The organism is Streptomyces sp. NBC_00236, from assembly GCF_036195045.1.
Lineage (GTDB): Bacteria > Actinomycetota > Actinomycetes > Streptomycetales > Streptomycetaceae > Streptomyces.
This window is the reverse complement of sequence record NZ_CP108100.1, coordinates 5281234-5298324: the sequence shown is the minus strand read 5'-3', so window position 1 is coordinate 5298324 and position 17091 is coordinate 5281234. Positions and strand designations below refer to the sequence as shown.

Here is a 17091-nt window from a genome sequence, read left to right as displayed (position 1 = left end):
AGCCAGGTCTCCCCCACCGGAGCGGAACCGATCCTGCCGCCGCCCGCGTCTTGGGTGACGTGCGTCAAGGTTCGGGCGGCCAAGCCGTCATCCGTTTCCGCGCGGTCGGAGTGTCACTGCTCCTCGCGCATCTGCTGTTCGTCGGGTGGCTGACTCTGCGCCCCCTGGACGTGCCGTGGATGACCGCCGCCAACCTCCAGCCGTTCGCCGGAATCAAGGCCGACCTGTCCCTGGGCCCGGTCGCCGCCGCCCGTCACATCGGCAAGCAGCTCCTGCTGCTGGCCCCGCTGGGCGTGCTGCTGCCGCTGGCCGGAGGCCGGCTTCTCGTCTCCCCGTGGGCGTCACTGACCCGTACGGTCGCGGCCGGGGCGCTGATCTCGCTGGCCATCGAACTGGGCCAGACCGGAGTGCCCGGCCAGGTGGTCGACGTCGACTCGCTGCTCCTGAACACGGTCGGCGTGGCTCTCGCGCATGTCCTGGTCGTTCCGGCCTGGCGAGCGCGACAGCGCCGCCGCGAGGTGGAGCGGGGACGCCTGCTGCCCCGGGCGGCGCGCACGGCCCAGCCCTCGTCGCTGTCGGCCTCTCAGGGATCGACCCCGACGATTTCCAGGGTCGGTATCGCCCCGTAGAGCGACGCTTTGCCCCGTTGCCCGGGCCATCCTGGATACACCGGGAGCGCAACGACCCGCTCCCTCCTCGGTAATTCAGCAACGGTTCGCGAAGGAGCCCACCATGGCCGCACTTGCCCGCCCCCGTGACGGACGCATGCTCGGCGGGGTGTGCGCAGCGCTGGCACGGCGCTTCGGCACCTCGGCGAGGACCATGCGCATCATCTTCGTCGTCTCGTGCCTGCTGCCGGGCCCGCAGTTCCTGCTCTACCTGGCGCTGTGGCTGCTGCTCCCCCAGGAGCGGCCGTCGTCCGCCGCGACCGCCTGGTAGTCCCGTACAGACTGGTAGCCCCGTACGCACAACGCCTGTGGGCGGACCCCGGAACCGGGTGTCCGCCCACAGGCGTGTGTGTGACGTGCCTCAGCGGCCGAGGGGCAGCCCGTTGGCCGACAGACCGCTGGTCGTCAGACCACCGGCGGGCATCCCGCCGATGAGCCCCTGGACGGGAGCGGTGGCGTCGCCCAGGACCTTCGTCTGGCTGGTGCCGAGGAGCTCGGTGGCGGTGTCCTGGACCGGCAGGGTCGACGTGGCGTTCGCCAGTGCGCCGGCGACGGGCAGGGCGCTGGTCGCGGCCTCCAGCGGCAGCGCGGAGGCGGACGCCGTACCGGCGGCGGCAGCGGCGAAAGCGGCACCGAGAGCGGCGACGCCGAGAGTCCTGGCAGCAGACTGCTTCATGTGAAATTCATCCTTGGGGAAGGGGATGTGAGCGGCTCTGCAACGTAGTCAGCCTTCTGCCCGTCCCGCAAACATCGGAAAACGCGGAAAACGGCCGGGAAAGTGATTCCCGGCCGTTCCCCGAAGGCGTCCGTTCAGCCGGCGACCGAGGTAGACACGCTGGTCGCAGCGGTCTGCTCGAAGAGCCATTCGGACTTCAGCTCGGCGTATCCGGGCTTGATGACGTCACTGATCATCGCCAGACGTTCATCGAAAGGAATGAATGCTGATTTCATCGCATTGACGGTGAACCACTGCATGTCATCGAGCGTGTATCCGAAGGTCTCGGTCAGCTTCTCGAATTCCCGGCTCATGCTCGTCCCGCTCATCAGCCGGTTGTCCGTGTTCACGGTGGCCCGGAAGTGAAGCCGGCGCAGCAGCCCGATCGGGTGCTCGGCGTACGAGGCCGCGGCACCGGTCTGCAGGTTGGACGTCGGGCAGAGCTCCAGCGGGATGCGCTTGTCCCGTACGTACGAGGCGAGGCGGCCGAGCTTCACACTGCCGTCCTCGGCGACCTCGATGTCGTCGATGATGCGGACGCCGTGGCCGAGCCGGTCGGCGCCGCACCACTGGATGGCCTGCCAGATCGACGGCAGGCCGAAGGCCTCGCCGGCGTGGATGGTGAAGTGGTTGTTCTCGCGCTTGAGGTACTCGAAGGCGTCGAGGTGCCGGGTGGGCGGGAAGCCCGCCTCGGCGCCCGCGATGTCGAAGCCGACGACGCCCTGCTCGCGGTAGCGGTTGGCCAGTTCCGCGATCTCCAGCGACCGTGCGGCGTGCCGCATCGCGGTGAGCAGCGCGCCCACCCTGATCCGGTTCCCGTCCTTCCGCGCCCGGCGCTCTCCCTCGCGGAAGCCCTCGTTGACGGCCTCGACGACCTCTTCGAGGCTCAGACCGGCTTCCAGGTGCTGCTCGGGGGCGTACCGGATCTCGGCATAGACGACACCGTCGGCGGCCAGGTCCTCCGCGCACTCGGCGGCGACCCGGACCAGCGCGTCGCGGGTCTGCATCACGGCACACGTATGGGCGAACGTCTCCAGATAGCGCTCCAGCGACCCGGAGTCGGCGGCGTCCCTGAACCAGATGCCGAGCTTGTCGGCATCGGTCTCCGGGAGGCCGTCGTAGCCGCCCGCCGCCGCGAGTTCGACGATCGTCCCGGGGCGCAGGCCGCCGTCGAGGTGGTCGTGGAGAAGGACCTTGGGGGCACGCCGGATCTGATCCTGGCCGGGCACATTGAGGGTCGGGCTCATCATCCACGCACTCTAACGCCTACGCGCGTAGAGCGCCGCTGGACGCCGCCCGTCGATACGTAACAGAGACCGCGCCCCACCCGCGCGGAGCGCCGCCGGGCGCGGCCCGCCGATACGTAACAGAGACCGCGAATACGGGTGGCGTACACCTGCCCTTCTGACACTGTTACGTCATGGCACAGCGCGCACTCCCCCTGCCTGCTGCAAGGCTGGGACGGGCCGTCAGGACGGCCGGAGAATCCACCACGGTCAGCGGCGTGGTCCTGCTGCTCCCGGACGGCGAGCCCTACTCGCACCGCCGCCCCTCCCCTCTCACGTACGCCCTCCAGCTCCCCCTGGCCCGGTCCCTGGCCCGCGCCGGCGGCACCGACGGCCTCGCCGCCCACGTCGTCCACTACCGATGCCGCGGCTGGAACACGACGGAAGCCCACCACGCGGCGGACGCCGAATGGGCGGTGGACGAGGTCGTACGCCGCTACGGCGACATCCCCGTCTGCCTGGCCGGCCACGGCATGGGCGGCCGCGCCGCCCTCCGCGCGGGCGGCCACTCCGCGGTCACCTCGGTCCTCGCCATGGCCCCCTGGCTCCCCGGCGACCCGGACGCCGAACCGGAACCGGTCAAGCACCTGGTCGGCCGCCAGGTCCTGCTGATCCACGGCACGAACGACGCCCGCTCGGACCCGGAGCTGTCGTTCCGCCTGGCCGAGCGCGCGAAGAAGTCCAACCGCGACACCTGCCGCTTCGAGGTCCACTCGGACGGCCACGCACTGCGCCAGCACCACGCCGAAGTAGCCGCCCTGGCCGCCGACTTCGTCCGCGGCTCGCTCTTCGGCCGCGGCTACGCCCGCCCGGTCGCGGACGCCCTGGCGGCCCCGCCCCCGCTGGGCCTGCGGATGCCGCTGGCCGCGGGGTTCGGGAAGTCGTTGCGGGGGTGAGGCGGAGAGGGGTTCAGTCCCAGTGGAAGAACCATCGGTCCGCGCCCGCCTGGCGCTGCGCGATCGCGACGGGGCCGCCCAGGACCTGCTCCAGATCAGGGCAGTAGGCGAACTGCTCAAGGGCCACGCGTGCGGTCTCCCGCCGGGACACGGGCGGGTGCTTCACGGCGAGCACCAGTGTCCTGCTCCCGATCTGGTAGGGCACGGCGCCGTAACGCACGTTCCATTCACGGAGTACGGCCGAGTGGTCGGCGTATCCGAGGGTCGCGTCGGGCGCGTCCGACGTCCAGTTGACCGTGTCGGGTGCGTCGAGGAGTTCCGGCAGGCCGGACGGGTCCGCGACAGGCGCCAGACAGATCCAGCCGGGCGGCCGGGCGAAGACCTCGTCCGGGTCGAGTCCCCGGGCCGGCGCCGCCCCGTCACCGATGGCGCGGGTCAGTGATTCCACCAGCGCGTCGAGTCCGTCGGCCGGCGGCCCCGCACCGGGAACACCGAGCCTCAGTTGTCCGCTCTGCTCCGCCAGCAGCCTTTCCAGGACGGGGCGGTGACCGGCCGGCTCCGCGACGTGCTGGGCTCCCGACCGCGTCTCGTCCCAGTCCCAGTCCGTCGGCCGCTGATGGCTGACGAAGGGCCAGAGCCCCGTCCTGGAGAACTCCGAGCGAAGCCGCCGCCATGCGTCCGTGCGCGCGTCGGGCGGGCAGGCGAACCCGTGGAGCACGCCTCCCCGGGGCGGTCGAGCGCTCTCGACCGAGGAAACGGCAAGGCCCGTCGTCGCGGCGATGAAAGACGTCAGGTCATCCAGCATGTCGAATGCCCCCTCCTCCGCCATGACGACGGGCCTTGTTCCTAAAGGATTTCCGGTGAAGCACATTCCATGGGCCACGGGCAGACGTCGTCGCCCTTGGCGACCTTGTACGCGTCGTACCAAAGGAACAGTTCGCCGAGAATACCCGCGCCGCGCATCATCTTTCCGCCCATGGGCGCCCGCGTACCGCCCGTCTTCGGGGGGTCGACGCTCGGCCGGGGCGTGGACGGGGTCTCGGGAGGACCGAGGGCGGAGCCCGCACCGCCGAAGCTGCGGAAGTACTTTCCGTCCTCCGCCACGATGTGCACGTCGTTCAGCTTCAGATCGCTGGGGAGGGCCTTTCCTATCTTGTCCGCCGCCGCGGCCGTTCCCTCCTTGTAGTAGACGATCACCTCATCCGTCTGCCCGACCTTTTTGCCGACGCTCTTGAGGATCGGAGCCGGCCCGTTCTTCCCCTCCAGCGGCGTGTAGATGTCGACCGAGTCCACCTTGATCAACTTGCCGTCCTTCCAGGTGAGCCGCACCAGGTCGGACGTGCCGTTGCCGCGCTTCTGCCCCTTGATGGGATTGACCGGCCGGTATTCCGTACCACTGCCGCCGTCCTTGCCGTCCGAGAAGGTGCCCTGCTGCCGTTCGCGGTCGTTCATGTAGTTGCGGACGTCGATCTCGTCACGGGTGATGCCCGGCTCTTCGCCTATCCGGTACTTGTTCCCGTGCGAGTCATGGACGATGTCGGCACGGAACCCCTTGTCGTACTTGATGGAGGGGGCCGAAGGTGCGGGGTCCTTGCCTCCGCTGCTGACCGGCAGTCCGCCCTGGCATTTGATCTCGCCCGTCAGGCATTCCGGAAGGGCCATGCCGCTCGGGTCCGACAGGCCCACGGGGTTGTTGCGCGCGTAGCTGTAGGCGCTCATGTTCTGTGGGTCGTACGGTGTACTGACCGGGTCGGCGCTGAGGAAACGGCCCAGGTTCGCGTCGTAGAGGCGGGCACCGAGAATACTGATGCCCAGGACGCTGTCCTCCGACTTGCCGAGGAATCCCCGGTCGGTTCCCGCCGGCAGTCCGGAACTGCCGCGCTGCGCGCCGAACGGAAGGTAGCGTCTGCGGACCGCCGCACCGGTCGCCACATCCACGGCGACCTGTGTGGAGGCCTGTTGGTCCGACATCAGCCAGGTGACGGTGCCGTCACCGGTACCGGCGACGCGCATGGCGACGGCGCTGGTCCCGCCGGCGTAGTACCGGGTGCCCCGGGCGGCTGTGCTGCCGGCCTTTCTCACCTCTTGGCTGCCCAGGTAGAGGGTGTTGCCGTCCTTGCTCCTGCGGAGCAGGAGATTGCCCTCCGCGTCGTAGACGTAGCTTCCGGCGTCCGCCCCCGTCGTCCCGGCGAGGTGGTGGAGTTCGTTCCAGACGAAGCCGGTGGTCACGCCACCGACCGTGCGCGAGGTCATCTGACCCGCGTTGTCGTAGGCGTAGGTGTCGGTGCCGGCCGGTGACTTGACGCCGGCGACCGCGTGCGGGCGGGCCGCACCGGGCGTGTAGGTCTGCTGGTCGGCGGAGTAGCCGGGATAGACGTAGTCCCGCGCCGTGCTGCCCGCAGCCGTCGTGCTGGTGACCTTCTGCAGGTTGCCGATGCCGTCGTAGGTGTAGTCGAGCTGGTACGGATCGGTCCCCGTGGCGAGGTCGGGGCTGAACGGCCCGCCGCACCCGGCCGCGCTTGCGGACGTCCACGCCTTCGAGAGTCGGTTGAGTTCGTCGTAGGTGTAGCACTGGCGCTGCGAGGTGAGTCTGTCCGTCAGGTCGGTGAGCTGCCCGCCGGCGTCACGGAGGTAGTCGTCGTTCTGGACGATGCCCTTGCTGCTCGTGGTGGTGCTGATGTTCTTCAGCCAGCCGGTACCGGTGACGTCGTCGTAGGTGTAGGTGCGCCGGGCCGTCGTGGGCGTGGTGGCAGCGGTTCCGTAACTGCGTCCGACGAGCCGGCCGATGTTGTCGAAGTCCGTGGCGTCGACGTAGGTGGCGAGAGGGCTGAGGACCTTCTCGGGCAGGCCGAAGGCGTCGTAGGTACTCGTCACCTTCTCCGCCGGCAGGCCTGCCGTGGCGGGGTAGCTGATGCTGCTCTGGCGTCCGGCGGCGTCGTACTCGTAGGACGCCGCGTAGGTGCCCTCCAGTCCCGATCCGTCCGCGGGGATGACGACCTGGGTGCCGGTCGGCTGGCCGTTGACGTCGTAGCCGGTCACGTCGGTCCGGTAGCCGAAGCCCCCGGAGTAGGCCGTGGCGGAGGCCTGCAGACCGATTCCCCCGGGCACGGAGTCGTACGTCCTGCTCGACAGCAGCGTGGCGCCGTTCTGGATGGTCAACGGCCGGTCGAGACGGTCGTAGGTGTGGGTCAGCGTCACGTTGTTGGCGTCGGTGACGGTCGCGACGTTGCCGTTCTCGTCGTACGTGACGGACGAGGTACCCGCGTCGGGGTCGGTCGTGGAGAGCCGTTCGCCCAGCCAGTTGTACGTGTAGCGGGTGATGTTGCCCTTCGCGTCAGTGACCTTCGCGAGATCACCGCTGCGGGTGTACTCGTACAGGGTGCTGTAGGTCGAGGGACCGAACTCCACGATCCTGGTGATCTCGCCGAAGACGTTCGTGTACGTGTTCGTGCGGGCGCCCACGGGAGGAACGGCGGTGGTGTAGTCACCGTGGTAGTTGGTCGACGCCTGGTTCTGGATCTGGGGACTGCCCTTGGTCATCAGCCGGGTCTGGGTGGTGTGCCCCGCATAGTCGACGACGAGGTCCGTGTAGGACGGGAGGCTGTCGACGGTGGGGAGCACCATGCCCGAGCCGGCAGTGCCGGTGTTGTAGAACGGCGCGCTGGTCCCCGTCACGTTGCCCGACGTGTCGTAGCGCGTGGAGACGACGGTCCGTCCGGTTCCGGTGGCCGCGGGGGTCTGCGTCTCCCTGACCCGGCCGAGGCCGTCGGTGAAACTGTGACTGGTCGCGACCGTCGATCCGGTCTGGAGCGTCCGGGTCGTGATCTTCGGCGGGGTTCCCGCGACCAGGTCCGGCACACCCTCGCTGTTGTCCTGCGTGGTGACCGCGTAGTCGAACTGCAGCGACGGGGTTCCGTCGGGGTAGGCGCCGATCTGCGAGGGCTTGAACACCTGATGGGTACGCCCCACCGAGTCGGAGACGACCCGGGTGGTGCGGCCGTTGGCGTCGAGGATGCGGTACGGAGTGCCCCACAGTCGTGAGTACCAGGTGGTACTGCTCGACGCCGTCGACGGGCCGGTCCCGTCGGGGTCGGGGACGGTCGTCCTGACCCCGTCCACGGGCCACGAGGTCGCCGGGCTGTACACCGTGGTCGTCGTCTGCTGCTTGCCGTCGGTGCTGGAGGTCATCCGCCCGGCCGCGTCGTAGCCGAACGTCGTCTGCCGGTAGTGCGTGGAGTCGGTGTACCTCCGCGACGCCGTGATGTTGCCGTCGACGGGCTTGTTGGTGTCCACGGAGGTGGCGCCGTCGTACAGCGTCACCTCGTAGGCGTCCGCGTTGGCCGTGCCGCGTGCCGCGCAGTCGGCCGCGTAGTGCCGGGTCTCGTCCGTCATCACCATCCAGCGCTGCACGGCGGAATCGGTGAACAGGTCGGTGTTGTAGGCGCGGCCGTACGTGACACAGCGGTTGTCGTCCGTGTCGGTGAGACCCCAGTCGTTGGTGCGCATCGGCAGGCCGTACTTGGTGCTGGCCGGTTCGGCGTCGTCGAACTCGTTCTTGACGATGTGCTCGCGCCAGCCGGTGGACGTCAGTTCGTGCGTGGTGGTCTTGGACTCACGCACGAACCGGGCGTCGGGCAGACCGTCGTACTGCGCGGTGTTGTGGGTCCAGTACTCGTGCCAGACCCGCTGGTGCGACTGACCCGAGCCGTCCCGCAGGCTGGTCTCCAGCTCCCGGCCGCTCAGCCAGGCATGGTCGGTCACACTGGAGGTCGCGTTGTCCCCGTCCGAAACGGTCACGCTCCGCGTCGCGGAAGGGTCCGTCTTCGACGTGCGGTCGCCGTCCATGCCGCGGTACAGCCAGTGGTAGACGGACGCGGCGTTGTCCTTGGTCCCGGTGTGCACCTCGACCTGCTGGTAACCACGCCAGTCCGTCCAGGACTCGTCCTCGTCCTTGGTCAGCGGGTCGTTGGGGAACGCCCAGGCCGGCTTGCCCACATAGTCGTAGGTGGTGGTCATCACCGGATCGCCGTCGTTCGCCGCCCCGGCCCCCGGGCCGGGATCCACGCTCACCTTCGAGACGACGTACTTCTTGAACCACCCGGTCTTCGCCTCGGTCGCGCCCTCGGGCGTCCACTTCTGCCTGAAGCAGGCCTGGGTGTTGTTCGACTCGCTGGGCAGGCTGTCGATGTCGCAGCGGTCCTGCTCGTCGTAGTTGCGATAGGTGACGTCGGTGAACGACCCGAGGTCACCGTGGATCTGCGTCACCCGGCGGAAGTTGAGCACCCCACCGCCGAGCTGGTTGTCGCGCCACTCGCCGTTGATGTTGATCGTCGGCAGCGTGATGTCGTCACCGTCGCCGTACCCCTTGCGCTGGATGTAGTCCAGCCACAGCGTGCTGTCGACGGTGCCTTCGGGATTCGGCAGCCCGTACTTCATCTGGTACTGCATCGCCGGATCCCATGCCGCGCTGTCGTTGTCGCGGACATAGGTCTTGATGTCCCACAGCATCCTGGTCGCGAAGAACGTCGGCGAGTAGGTCTCACCCGTGATGGTGCGACAGCCGTCGTCGGCCGATGTGCCGTCGCACATGAGGTCGGTGGGTACGTCGGGGTAGGAAGCGGCGTGGGTGGAAATTCCGGGGCACGCGGCCGGTTCGCTCGCCAGCGGGTCCTTGTCGGCCATGCGTTCCACGCAGCGCCCGACGTAGGACAGGTCCACCTTGGCGGGCAGCTGCGCGCCGGGGATCTGCGAGGCCCAGCCGTATTCGATCCGGACGGGGTAGGCGGCGGAGTCGTAGGACCGCGCCTTGTCCCCGAGCAGTACGGAGCGGTAGTGGTTGGTCTCCTTCTCGTAGAAGTAGGCCGACTCCACCTCCTGCGCGTCCACCACCCGGTCCAGGCCCCAGCGGTAGGCCTGCGTCTGCACACCGACACCGCCGCTGTAACCGGGCTCGCCGGCGTCGTTGCCGAACACCGGCACGGTCAGGACCGAGCTCGTGGCCCCGCCGGTCCGCTCCGAGCGGCCCCAGCCGAAGTAGTAGCGCATGCCCTCCTGGCTGGAGACGACCCAGTACTCGTCGTCCGACCCGTGCCCACCGGTCAGGTGCTGGACCCGCCAGCCCGGGTCGTCCTTGACGTGGTACCAGCCGGTGCCGCCGTTGTCCTGGATCAGTTCGGACGTCACGCCGTTGAGACTGATGACGTAGACCGCGCCGTCGATCTCCTTGGCCGAGTTCGGCGAGTCCCAGCAGAGGTCACCGACCCAGCCGGTTCCCGTCCCGTCGTCCTGGCATCCCCGGTAACGCCTTTCGATGAAGCCGATCCCCAGGTTCCATCCGAGACCGGACCAGGAGGCCTGGGTGTTCTCCGAGGACGTCATCGCGTCGACGGACTGCGAGTTGTACGAGAGTGCGAGGCCGGGGGCGTCGCCCGTCGGCGGCTCGGGCACCTGGATCGGCAGGTTGTACGTGAACGCGCCCGACCCGGTGGACACGTTCCACGTACCGGCGGGGCTCAGCGTGGATGCCCGGTAGTCACCCGCGTCCGACGACGAGGAGGAGGCGAGCGCGTACACCGTGCCGGACGCGACGGCCGCCGACGCCTGCAGCGTCTGCCCCGAGCGCAGCCCGGACAGGTCCTGGTCGAGCACCGGCGGCGCGGTCGCCGCAGGGTCGGCGTCCGCCTGGACGGTGGCCGTGAGCGTTCCGGACTCGACGTCGTTCGTGGCCTTCACGAAGTCCGTACTGCCGGCCGAGCAGCCCTTCGCCTCGGGGGTCGTGAGAGCGCAGGCGGGCAGCTTGACCAGGCGCAGGCGCGAGGCGAAGGAACCCCCGTAGGCGTACTTGAAGTCGGAGTAGTCCAGGGTGACTTCGACGGGGCCGGCCTCGGCCTCGCCGTCGCGCCGCGTCACCTTCACGCCGAGCCCTGCCGCACCGACCGGGGCGAGTGCCGCCCGGTCGAGCACCTCGACGTCCACGTCGGACGGCGAGTCGGCGGGGACCTGCACGGCCTCGGACTTGATCCGGGCCTCACCGCGCGGTGCGGGTCCGACCCGGACGGCGGCGGCCTTCGTGGGATCGGCGGCGCCCTCGGGAGCCACGGGCAGGGCCGACCCGACGGGAACGGCCGACAGGTCCAGCCGGGCTCTGGCCTTCTTGGGCCATACCGGCGTGAGCGCCTTCGTCGCAGTCGGTTCGGCTGCTCCGTCACCGCGCGCCCGGCCGGGCTTCTGCGCGGCCACGTTCACCTGGTCCCGGGCCGTCGCCACCGTGGCCGACGCCGCGGCCACGGCCGGTACCTGGGCGCCCAGCAACCCTGTCACCAGCGCGCCGGACACCACCAGCGCCAGTTGTCTCACCCGTCCGGACATCACAAAGCTCACTCCCACCCCTGAAGGACAGCCGCCTTCCGAGTCCGGCAGCGCAGCAGACCGCCGCTCACGGCTTCGGCACAGGCCGGTGACAGACAGTCCGAGCAGAGGCTAGATCAGCGAGAAGATTCAAAGAAGATCTACAAATCATCCGCAACCTGCGATTAAGCGACCGATCACCCACACCTCACAGTGACACACGCCACATTGCCTCCAGGCCTTTGACCTGCAGTTACGTCCGGGACAGCGCATTTCGGCCCGTGGTGGCGCGGGGGGCGATCTGGTGATTCAATCCCGGTCGGGCCGGACCTGCCCCGCCGTCGGAGGGCTACGGCATTCCGGCTGCGGCAGCGCACCGGACCGTGCGCCGACGGCCGAAGCGCAAGGCCAGCAGAGGGTGGGATTCAGTCATGGACAGCAAGAGATCCGCGATCGGACGCCGTCAGTTGTTCGCCTGGGCTGCCGGGGCACTCGGCGTGGCCGCGGCAGGCACGGCAATGACCCTGGCGAGCGGCGGCCCGGCCGGCGCCGCCGTCGGCGCCTCGACGCGCTTCGACCTCAAGGACCCGTCCAACGAGTTGTTCCGCGAGATTGCCCTCCAGGAGACCCGCGTCCTGCAGTCCTTCTCCTTCGACAACACCAACAAGCACCTGTACGTCGTGAGCCTGGTGCAGGGAAGCCGCCAGCTCCCGGGCGAGACACGCACGTACACCGGCGACGAGCGGGCGAAGTACGGCGACCTCTGCGTCACCGAACTCGACTGGACCGGCGCCAAACTCGGCCGCATGTACCTCAAGGGCTTCGGCCACGGCGTCTCCATCGCCGTCGAACCGTCGGGCAACGGCGCCTACTTGTGGACAGAGACCGAATCCGTCGAGGCACCCGACCCCAGTTACCCCACCGACGCGTCCAAGAACATCGGCTGGGGCAGCCGCATCGGCCGGTTCAAGTTCGCCAACGGCACGGTGCTCACCGCGAACTCGTCCAAGGTCGCCAAGTTCACCCCGGTAGCAGGCGCCGACCGCACGACCATCGCCATCGACCCGGCGTCGAAGCGGCTCGCGCTCCGATACCGGCTGGGCGGCGCCTTCCAGTTCGGCCTGTACGACCTCGCGACCTTCACCGCGGGCACGTACACCCAGCTCGCCCACGTCATGCAACCGACCGACATCGCGAGCCCGCCGCCGTTCCAGGGCTTCACCACCTTCGGCCAGTACCTCTACCTCCTGGAGGGCTCGGCCTACGGAAGCACCAACCCGGCACCGGGCAACACCTACCAGTCGGTCATCGACTGGAACACCGGAACCCGGACCGAACGCCGCCTCTCCGAGGCCGGCAAGAGCCTGGCCTTCCGCGAGCCCGAGGGTCTCGCGATCCAGATCCCGGACACCACGAAGCCCACGGCCGCCCGGCTGGTCACCGGATTCGCCTCCACGACATCGGCCACCGACACCAACAAGCGGGCCAGCTTCTACTACAAGGACGCCCTGGTCTAAGGGCTGTCATCTTTTGGACGAGTTCGTACGACTCAGCCTGTCGGGACGCGCCCCAGCGCCAACTCCCGGCTGCGACCGGCTCGCGGCGACCGCTGCGGCGACGAACGAGGCGACGAGGGGCCGCTGGTCCAGCTGCGACCACGCGACGACCAGGCGGCTGGGCGCCGCATCGACCACCGGCCTGTAGACCAGCCCCGGGTGAACCGGTTCGACGGACGAGCGCGGCAGGATCGCGATGGTCCGGCCGAGCATGATCATCTGCGTCATCTGCGCCACGTCCCCGATCTCCGGCCCGGTCCCGCCGCCGGGCACCCCCTTCCAGCGCGGCAGCGTCTCGTGCTCCAGGTCGGCCATGCGCAGTTCGTCGTACGCGGCCAGCCTGTGGTCCCGGGGCAGAATCGCCACGCGCCCTTCGACGAACAGCGTCTCGGACTCCAGTCCCGTGAGGTCGTCGAACGGCGCGTACAGCAGCGCCACATCGGCTCTGCCGTCACGCAGATAGTCGGCCCGGTCGGTGGCGCCGCCGAACAGGACGTCCACCCTGCGTGCATCGGGCTGACCGGCGTACGCGGCGAGGATCCCGGACAGCAGGTTGGCATCACCACCGGGCTTGATCACCAGCCGCAGCTGCGCCTGGACGTCACCGGCCCGGCGCGCACTCCGGGCCGCCGCGCTCACCGCGTTGAGCGCGTGGCGGCCGTGGTGCAGCAGGGCCTCCCCGGCCGGGGTCAGCGACACGCGGCGGCTGGAGCGCAGGAGCAGCTGAACGCCGAGTCGGGATTCGACCCGTTGAATCGCTTTCGACAGCGCCGGCTGTGCGATGGCGAGGCGCGCGGCGGCATGGCCGAAGTGCAGCTCTTCGGCGACCGCGACGAAGTACTCCAGCTCACGCGTCTCCAGATCACTCATGCCTCCAGGTTATCGCCGAAGAATCAATCGGTCTTGGACTTCGTTCCTGGGGCGAGGTTCGATTGACCCATGATTCACCACACAATGATCGTCTCTTTCACCGAGCCCGTCCCGGACACCGAGCTGGATCAGTTCCTCAAGGACATCGAACAGGTCATGCGCGACTCGGGGCAGATCCAGACGTTCGCGGCGTCGCGCCACATCCGCGTACCCGCCGAGGAGCACAGCCCCCTACCCACGGCCACCGCGATCGTGCAGATCGCCCTCGCCGGCCTCGACGCCCTCAACGCTTCGTTCACGGCCCCCGGCCTCGATGACGTCATCAAGCGCTGGCAGTCCCGCCACGCCTACAAGGTCGTCTGGGCCAACCACGAGCCCCTCTCCTGACGGAGCCGGACCCGGACCCGCTCGGCTCTCACCGGGCAACCGGTCCCGCCTCCGCCCACACGGTCTTGCCCGGCCCGACCCGATCGCTCACGCCCCAGCGGGAGGCGAGGGCCTCCACGATGAGGAGGCCCCTGCCCCCGTCGGCCTCCGGGTCGGGCCGGGGCACGGCGGCGGGGTCCGGGCGGGCCTCGTGGGTGTCGGAGATCTCGACGCGTACGACTCCGGTCCCGTACGCGTACACGAGCCGCAGCTCGAAGTCGCGCCCCGGAACCCGCCCGTGCAGGACCGCGTTGGCCGCGAGCTCGGCGACGAGCAGGGCCACGGTGTCGGAGAGCTGCGTGCCGTACGGGACCCCCCAGGCGTCGAGCTTCCACACGGCCAGCCGCCGCGCGAGGGTCGCGCCCCGGCGGGTGGCAGAACACCTCTGGACGAACACGCTTACGGTTACGGGCGGTTGGGCTTGCAGTGCTGTCATGCGCCCAGCGTTCCGCCTGGACCACCCGCGCCAGCAGGAACAACACCCATACAGATCCCTCTGTATGGGTTGACGCTCTGGACGGGGTGGGTAACCGTCCGTGATCATTGTCGCGTTGATCGATGCGCGAAAGACGGGGCGGCGATGACGGCGGACCACGAGAGCACCACGACGAGCGGCGAGCCCGAGCTGTCCGACAGCCTGCGGACGTTCGGGGCCGTACTGAAGGCCCTGCGCGAAGCCGCCGGCCTCACCCAGGAGGACTTCGCACCCCGCGTGCAGTACTCGCCCGCCTACATCGCCAAGATCGAGCAGGGCAAGCGGTTCCCGCCGGAGAACCTCCCGGAACGGGCAGCGGAGGCCCTGGGGGCGGTCGCGGGCAAGGTCCTCGGCGCCGCCGCGCGGAGTCTGCGCAGGAGGGCCGGGCTCGCCTCCTGGTTCCAGCAGTGGGCGGGGATCGAGGAGGAAGCGATCACGCTGTATGCGTACGAGTGCCGGGGGATTCCTGGGCTGTTACAGCCCGAGGGATACATCCGGGCCGTGTTTGAACGCCAGTTGCCGCCTCTCACGGAGACACAGATTCAACGACAGGTCACGGCTCGGCTCGAACGTCAGCGGCTCCTGTGCGAACGCCCCAACACCGCCTTCAGCTTCGTCATCGAGCAGGGCATCCTGGAGCGCCAGGTGGGCGGGGCGCGCGTGACCGCCCTCGTCATCGACCACCTGCTGCACATCGGGCGGTACACCAACGTGGAGATCCAGGTCATGCCGCTCCGACAACAGGACCACACGGGGATCGACGGGCAGATGTATCTGGCCGAGAGCCAGGCCAACCAGTGGTTCGGCTACACCGAGGGCCACCGCTCAAGCGCCCTGCTCACCGCTCCGAGCGAAGTCAGCATCCTGCTCCAGCGCTATGGCAAGCTGCGTTCCCAGGCCCTGGATTGCCGGGCTACGGTGAGCTTGCTGGAACGGATGCGAGGAGCGCTATGAGCACCACAGAGCTGAACTGGTTCAAGAGCAGCTACAGCGGCGGCGATGGCGACAACTGCGTCGAGGTCGCCCTGGCCGCCCGCACCGTCCACGTCCGCGACTCCAAGGACACCGACCGGCGCCCATTCGCCGTCTCCACGGCCGCTTGGTCGGACTTCACGGCGTACGCGTCCACCGCCGCGTCCTGATCAGCGGCACTCCCGTGCCCTGATCGCCGCCGATTCGCCGGCGGACATGCCTGGAGGCCTACGGGGCCGAGAGGCGTTCGGCGTACGAAACTTGGTCGCGCCGCAGCGCTGAGCTCGACAGAATCACCGCCCATGGCCAACTCGTATGCGCAACCCGTCCTCAGAACCACCGATCTGTCGGAAGGGCTGCGCGTTGTCGAGCGGTTGCTTGCGATCGCTGACCTGCGAGAGCTCGAAATCGACTACGAGGCACGCGTCTCCTCGACAAGAACCCTGACGCCTCTGTTGGAGGTGTTGCCGCGGGCGATGTGGTACGCCGAAGGTGACAGTGAGGCGTCGTCGGAGGCCGGCGACGATCCGTCGGCCCATCTGCCCATTCGCGTGAGGGCCCGGGCAGCGGACCCGGAGACGGTGGGACCGTTCCTCAAATCGTTGCATGACACCCCAGCCACCGTGCGGTGGGACTTCGAGGGCTGGCCGGCCGCCCCCGAGGTAGGCCTGGGCTACGGAGGATCCAGGGGCGCCTTCGTGACCCTGTGCGTCAACGTCCGCGACCTCGACCTGGAGCAACCGGCCACCGATCACACCGTCTTCGTCCACGTGAAGCAGATCGAGGCCGAGCGCGCGCCCTGGCTGGCCGCGCAGGTAGGGCTCCAGGTGATCGGCGACCTGGTGATGGCTCCGTACTGAGCCGTGTCCCTCAGTCCGGCAGCAAATTCCCCCGCCGCGACAGCAGGAACTTCTTGAACGCCGCCACCGGCGGGGTGTCCGGGTGACCGTCCAGCCACGCCACCCCGATCTCCCGAGCGGCCCGCGGTGCCGTCACCGTCAGTTCCACCACCCCCGGGCGGGCCACCGCCGGAGGCGGGAGCAGGGCCACGCCCAGGCCGGCCGCGACCAGGCCGCGCAGGGTCTCCGCCTCCTCGCCCTCGAACGCGACGCGGGGGACGAAGCCCGCCTCCGTGCAGAGGTCGTCCGTGATGCGGCGCAGGCCGTAGCCGGGTTCCAGGGTGACGAAGGTTTCGTCGGCGGCCTCCGCCAGGCGGATGCGGCGGCGGCTGGCCAGGCGGTGGTCCTCGGGGACGACCAGGCGCAGGCGCTGTTCGTCCAGGCGGCGGGCGACCAGGTCCGGGGCGTCCGGGACGGGTGAGGTGAGGCAGAGGTCGAGGCCGCCGGCGCGGAGGCGTTCGATCATGGCTTCGCCGTAGTTCTGGACGAGCTGGAAGCGGACCCGGGGGTGGTCGACGCGGAAGGCGCGGATGAGGGCGGGGACGGTTTCCGAGCCCATCGTGTGGAGGAAGCCGAAGGCGACCTTGCCGGCGGTGGGGTCGGCGTCGGCCCGTACCGAGTCGGCGGCCTTCTCCACCTCCGCGAGTGCCCGTTCCGCCGAGCCGAGGAAGGTGCGGCCCGCGGGGGTGAGGGAGACCGTGCGGCCCTTGCGGGCGAACAGGGCCACGCCCAGGTCCTGTTCCAGGCGGACCATGGCCCGCGAGAGCGTGGACTGGGGGACGCCGAGCTCGTGCGCGGCACGGGTCACGTGTTCGTGGCGGGCCACGGCCTCGAAGTACGCCAGGCGCGGCGCGAGGACCGCGCGGATGTCTTCTTCGTAACTGCTTGGTGACAGCCGAGGCTGTGAGCTGTGCTGATGCGCCATGGGATTGATTATTGCGCGTTTGTGCATTGGACGCATGAAAGGCGGCGGCATACGTT

General features: G+C 69.2%; 15 protein-coding genes. 8 read left to right on the top strand and 7 right to left on the bottom strand.

The window, feature by feature from the left end; translation table 11 throughout:
* The first annotated feature begins 59 nt into the window (after positions 1-59).
* Together OG446_RS23965 and OG446_RS23960 are read left to right on the top strand one after the other, a co-directional pair.
* On the top strand, positions 60-629 hold the full coding sequence (locus OG446_RS23965) for a VanZ family protein (protein WP_328895957.1): 570 nt from the start codon (positions 60-62) through the stop codon (positions 627-629).
* A 103-nt stretch (positions 630-732) separates the two neighbouring features.
* Positions 733-939, top strand: coding sequence for a PspC domain-containing protein (locus tag OG446_RS23960; RefSeq protein ID WP_148020372.1), 207 nt, complete (start codon positions 733-735; stop codon positions 937-939).
* A gap of 90 nt (positions 940-1029) precedes the next feature.
* Here OG446_RS23960 and OG446_RS23955 read toward each other — a convergent pair whose 3' ends face one another.
* Together OG446_RS23955 and OG446_RS23950 are read right to left on the bottom strand one after the other, a co-directional pair.
* Entirely contained in the window at positions 1030-1344 is a 315-nt protein-coding gene (locus OG446_RS23955) for a hypothetical protein (RefSeq protein WP_328895956.1), read from the bottom strand.
* Between the two features lie 134 nt (positions 1345-1478).
* Entirely contained in the window at positions 1479-2633 is a 1155-nt protein-coding gene (locus tag OG446_RS23950) for an adenosine deaminase (RefSeq protein WP_328895955.1), read from the bottom strand.
* Between the two features lie 254 nt (positions 2634-2887).
* Here OG446_RS23950 and OG446_RS23945 point away from each other — a divergent pair, with 254 nt between their 5' ends.
* Positions 2888-3565, top strand: coding sequence for an alpha/beta hydrolase (locus OG446_RS23945; RefSeq protein ID WP_328898400.1), 678 nt, complete (start codon positions 2888-2890; stop codon positions 3563-3565).
* Positions 3566-3578: 13 nt separating this feature from the next.
* Here OG446_RS23945 and OG446_RS23940 read toward each other — a convergent pair whose 3' ends face one another.
* Both OG446_RS23940 and OG446_RS23935 read right to left on the bottom strand, forming a co-directional pair.
* The gene (locus tag OG446_RS23940; protein ID WP_328895954.1) at positions 3579-4370 is read right to left on the bottom strand and encodes a DUF4253 domain-containing protein; all 792 of its coding nucleotides are present in this window, start codon (positions 4368-4370) and stop codon (positions 3579-3581) included.
* Positions 4371-4411: 41 nt separating this feature from the next.
* Positions 4412-10933, bottom strand: coding sequence for an RHS repeat-associated core domain-containing protein (locus OG446_RS23935; RefSeq protein ID WP_328895953.1), 6522 nt, complete (start codon positions 10931-10933; stop codon positions 4412-4414).
* A gap of 410 nt (positions 10934-11343) precedes the next feature.
* Between OG446_RS23935 and OG446_RS23930 the strand changes: the two genes are divergently transcribed.
* Positions 11344-12429: a phage baseplate protein gene (locus OG446_RS23930; protein WP_328895952.1), complete on the top strand. Its 1086-nt coding sequence runs from the start codon at positions 11344-11346 to the stop codon at positions 12427-12429.
* A 6-nt stretch (positions 12430-12435) separates the two neighbouring features.
* Here OG446_RS23930 and OG446_RS23925 read toward each other — a convergent pair whose 3' ends face one another.
* Positions 12436-13338 carry a LysR family transcriptional regulator gene (locus tag OG446_RS23925; RefSeq protein WP_328895951.1) on the bottom strand — a complete coding sequence of 301 codons (903 nt, stop codon included), beginning with the start codon at positions 13336-13338 and terminating at the stop codon, positions 12436-12438.
* Between the two features lie 69 nt (positions 13339-13407).
* Here OG446_RS23925 and OG446_RS23920 point away from each other — a divergent pair, with 69 nt between their 5' ends.
* Positions 13408-13725 (top strand): hypothetical protein, encoded by a 318-nt coding sequence (locus OG446_RS23920; protein ID WP_328895950.1) that lies wholly within the window; start codon positions 13408-13410, stop codon positions 13723-13725.
* 28 nt (positions 13726-13753) lie between these two features.
* Here OG446_RS23920 and OG446_RS23915 read toward each other — a convergent pair whose 3' ends face one another.
* Positions 13754-14200, bottom strand: coding sequence for an ATP-binding protein (locus OG446_RS23915; RefSeq protein WP_328895949.1), 447 nt, complete (start codon positions 14198-14200; stop codon positions 13754-13756).
* Between the two features lie 144 nt (positions 14201-14344).
* Between OG446_RS23915 and OG446_RS23910 the strand changes: the two genes are divergently transcribed.
* From OG446_RS23910 to OG446_RS23900, 3 genes are all read left to right on the top strand, one after another.
* On the top strand, positions 14345-15193 hold the full coding sequence (locus OG446_RS23910) for a helix-turn-helix domain-containing protein (protein WP_328895948.1): 849 nt from the start codon (positions 14345-14347) through the stop codon (positions 15191-15193).
* Positions 15190-15381: a DUF397 domain-containing protein gene (locus OG446_RS23905; RefSeq protein WP_328895947.1), complete on the top strand. Its 192-nt coding sequence runs from the start codon at positions 15190-15192 to the stop codon at positions 15379-15381. The genes OG446_RS23910 and OG446_RS23905 overlap by 4 nt, the downstream gene beginning before the upstream one ends.
* A 132-nt stretch (positions 15382-15513) precedes the next feature.
* Positions 15514-16071 carry a hypothetical protein gene (locus tag OG446_RS23900; protein WP_328895946.1) on the top strand — a complete coding sequence of 186 codons (558 nt, stop codon included), beginning with the start codon at positions 15514-15516 and terminating at the stop codon, positions 16069-16071.
* 10 nt (positions 16072-16081) lie between these two features.
* On the opposite strand, the gene OG446_RS23895 is transcribed toward OG446_RS23900, so the two are convergent.
* A complete protein-coding gene (locus tag OG446_RS23895) occupies positions 16082-17035 on the bottom strand; it encodes a LysR family transcriptional regulator (RefSeq protein WP_328895945.1) in 954 nt (317 codons plus the stop codon).
* Positions 17036-17091 lie beyond the last annotated feature (56 nt).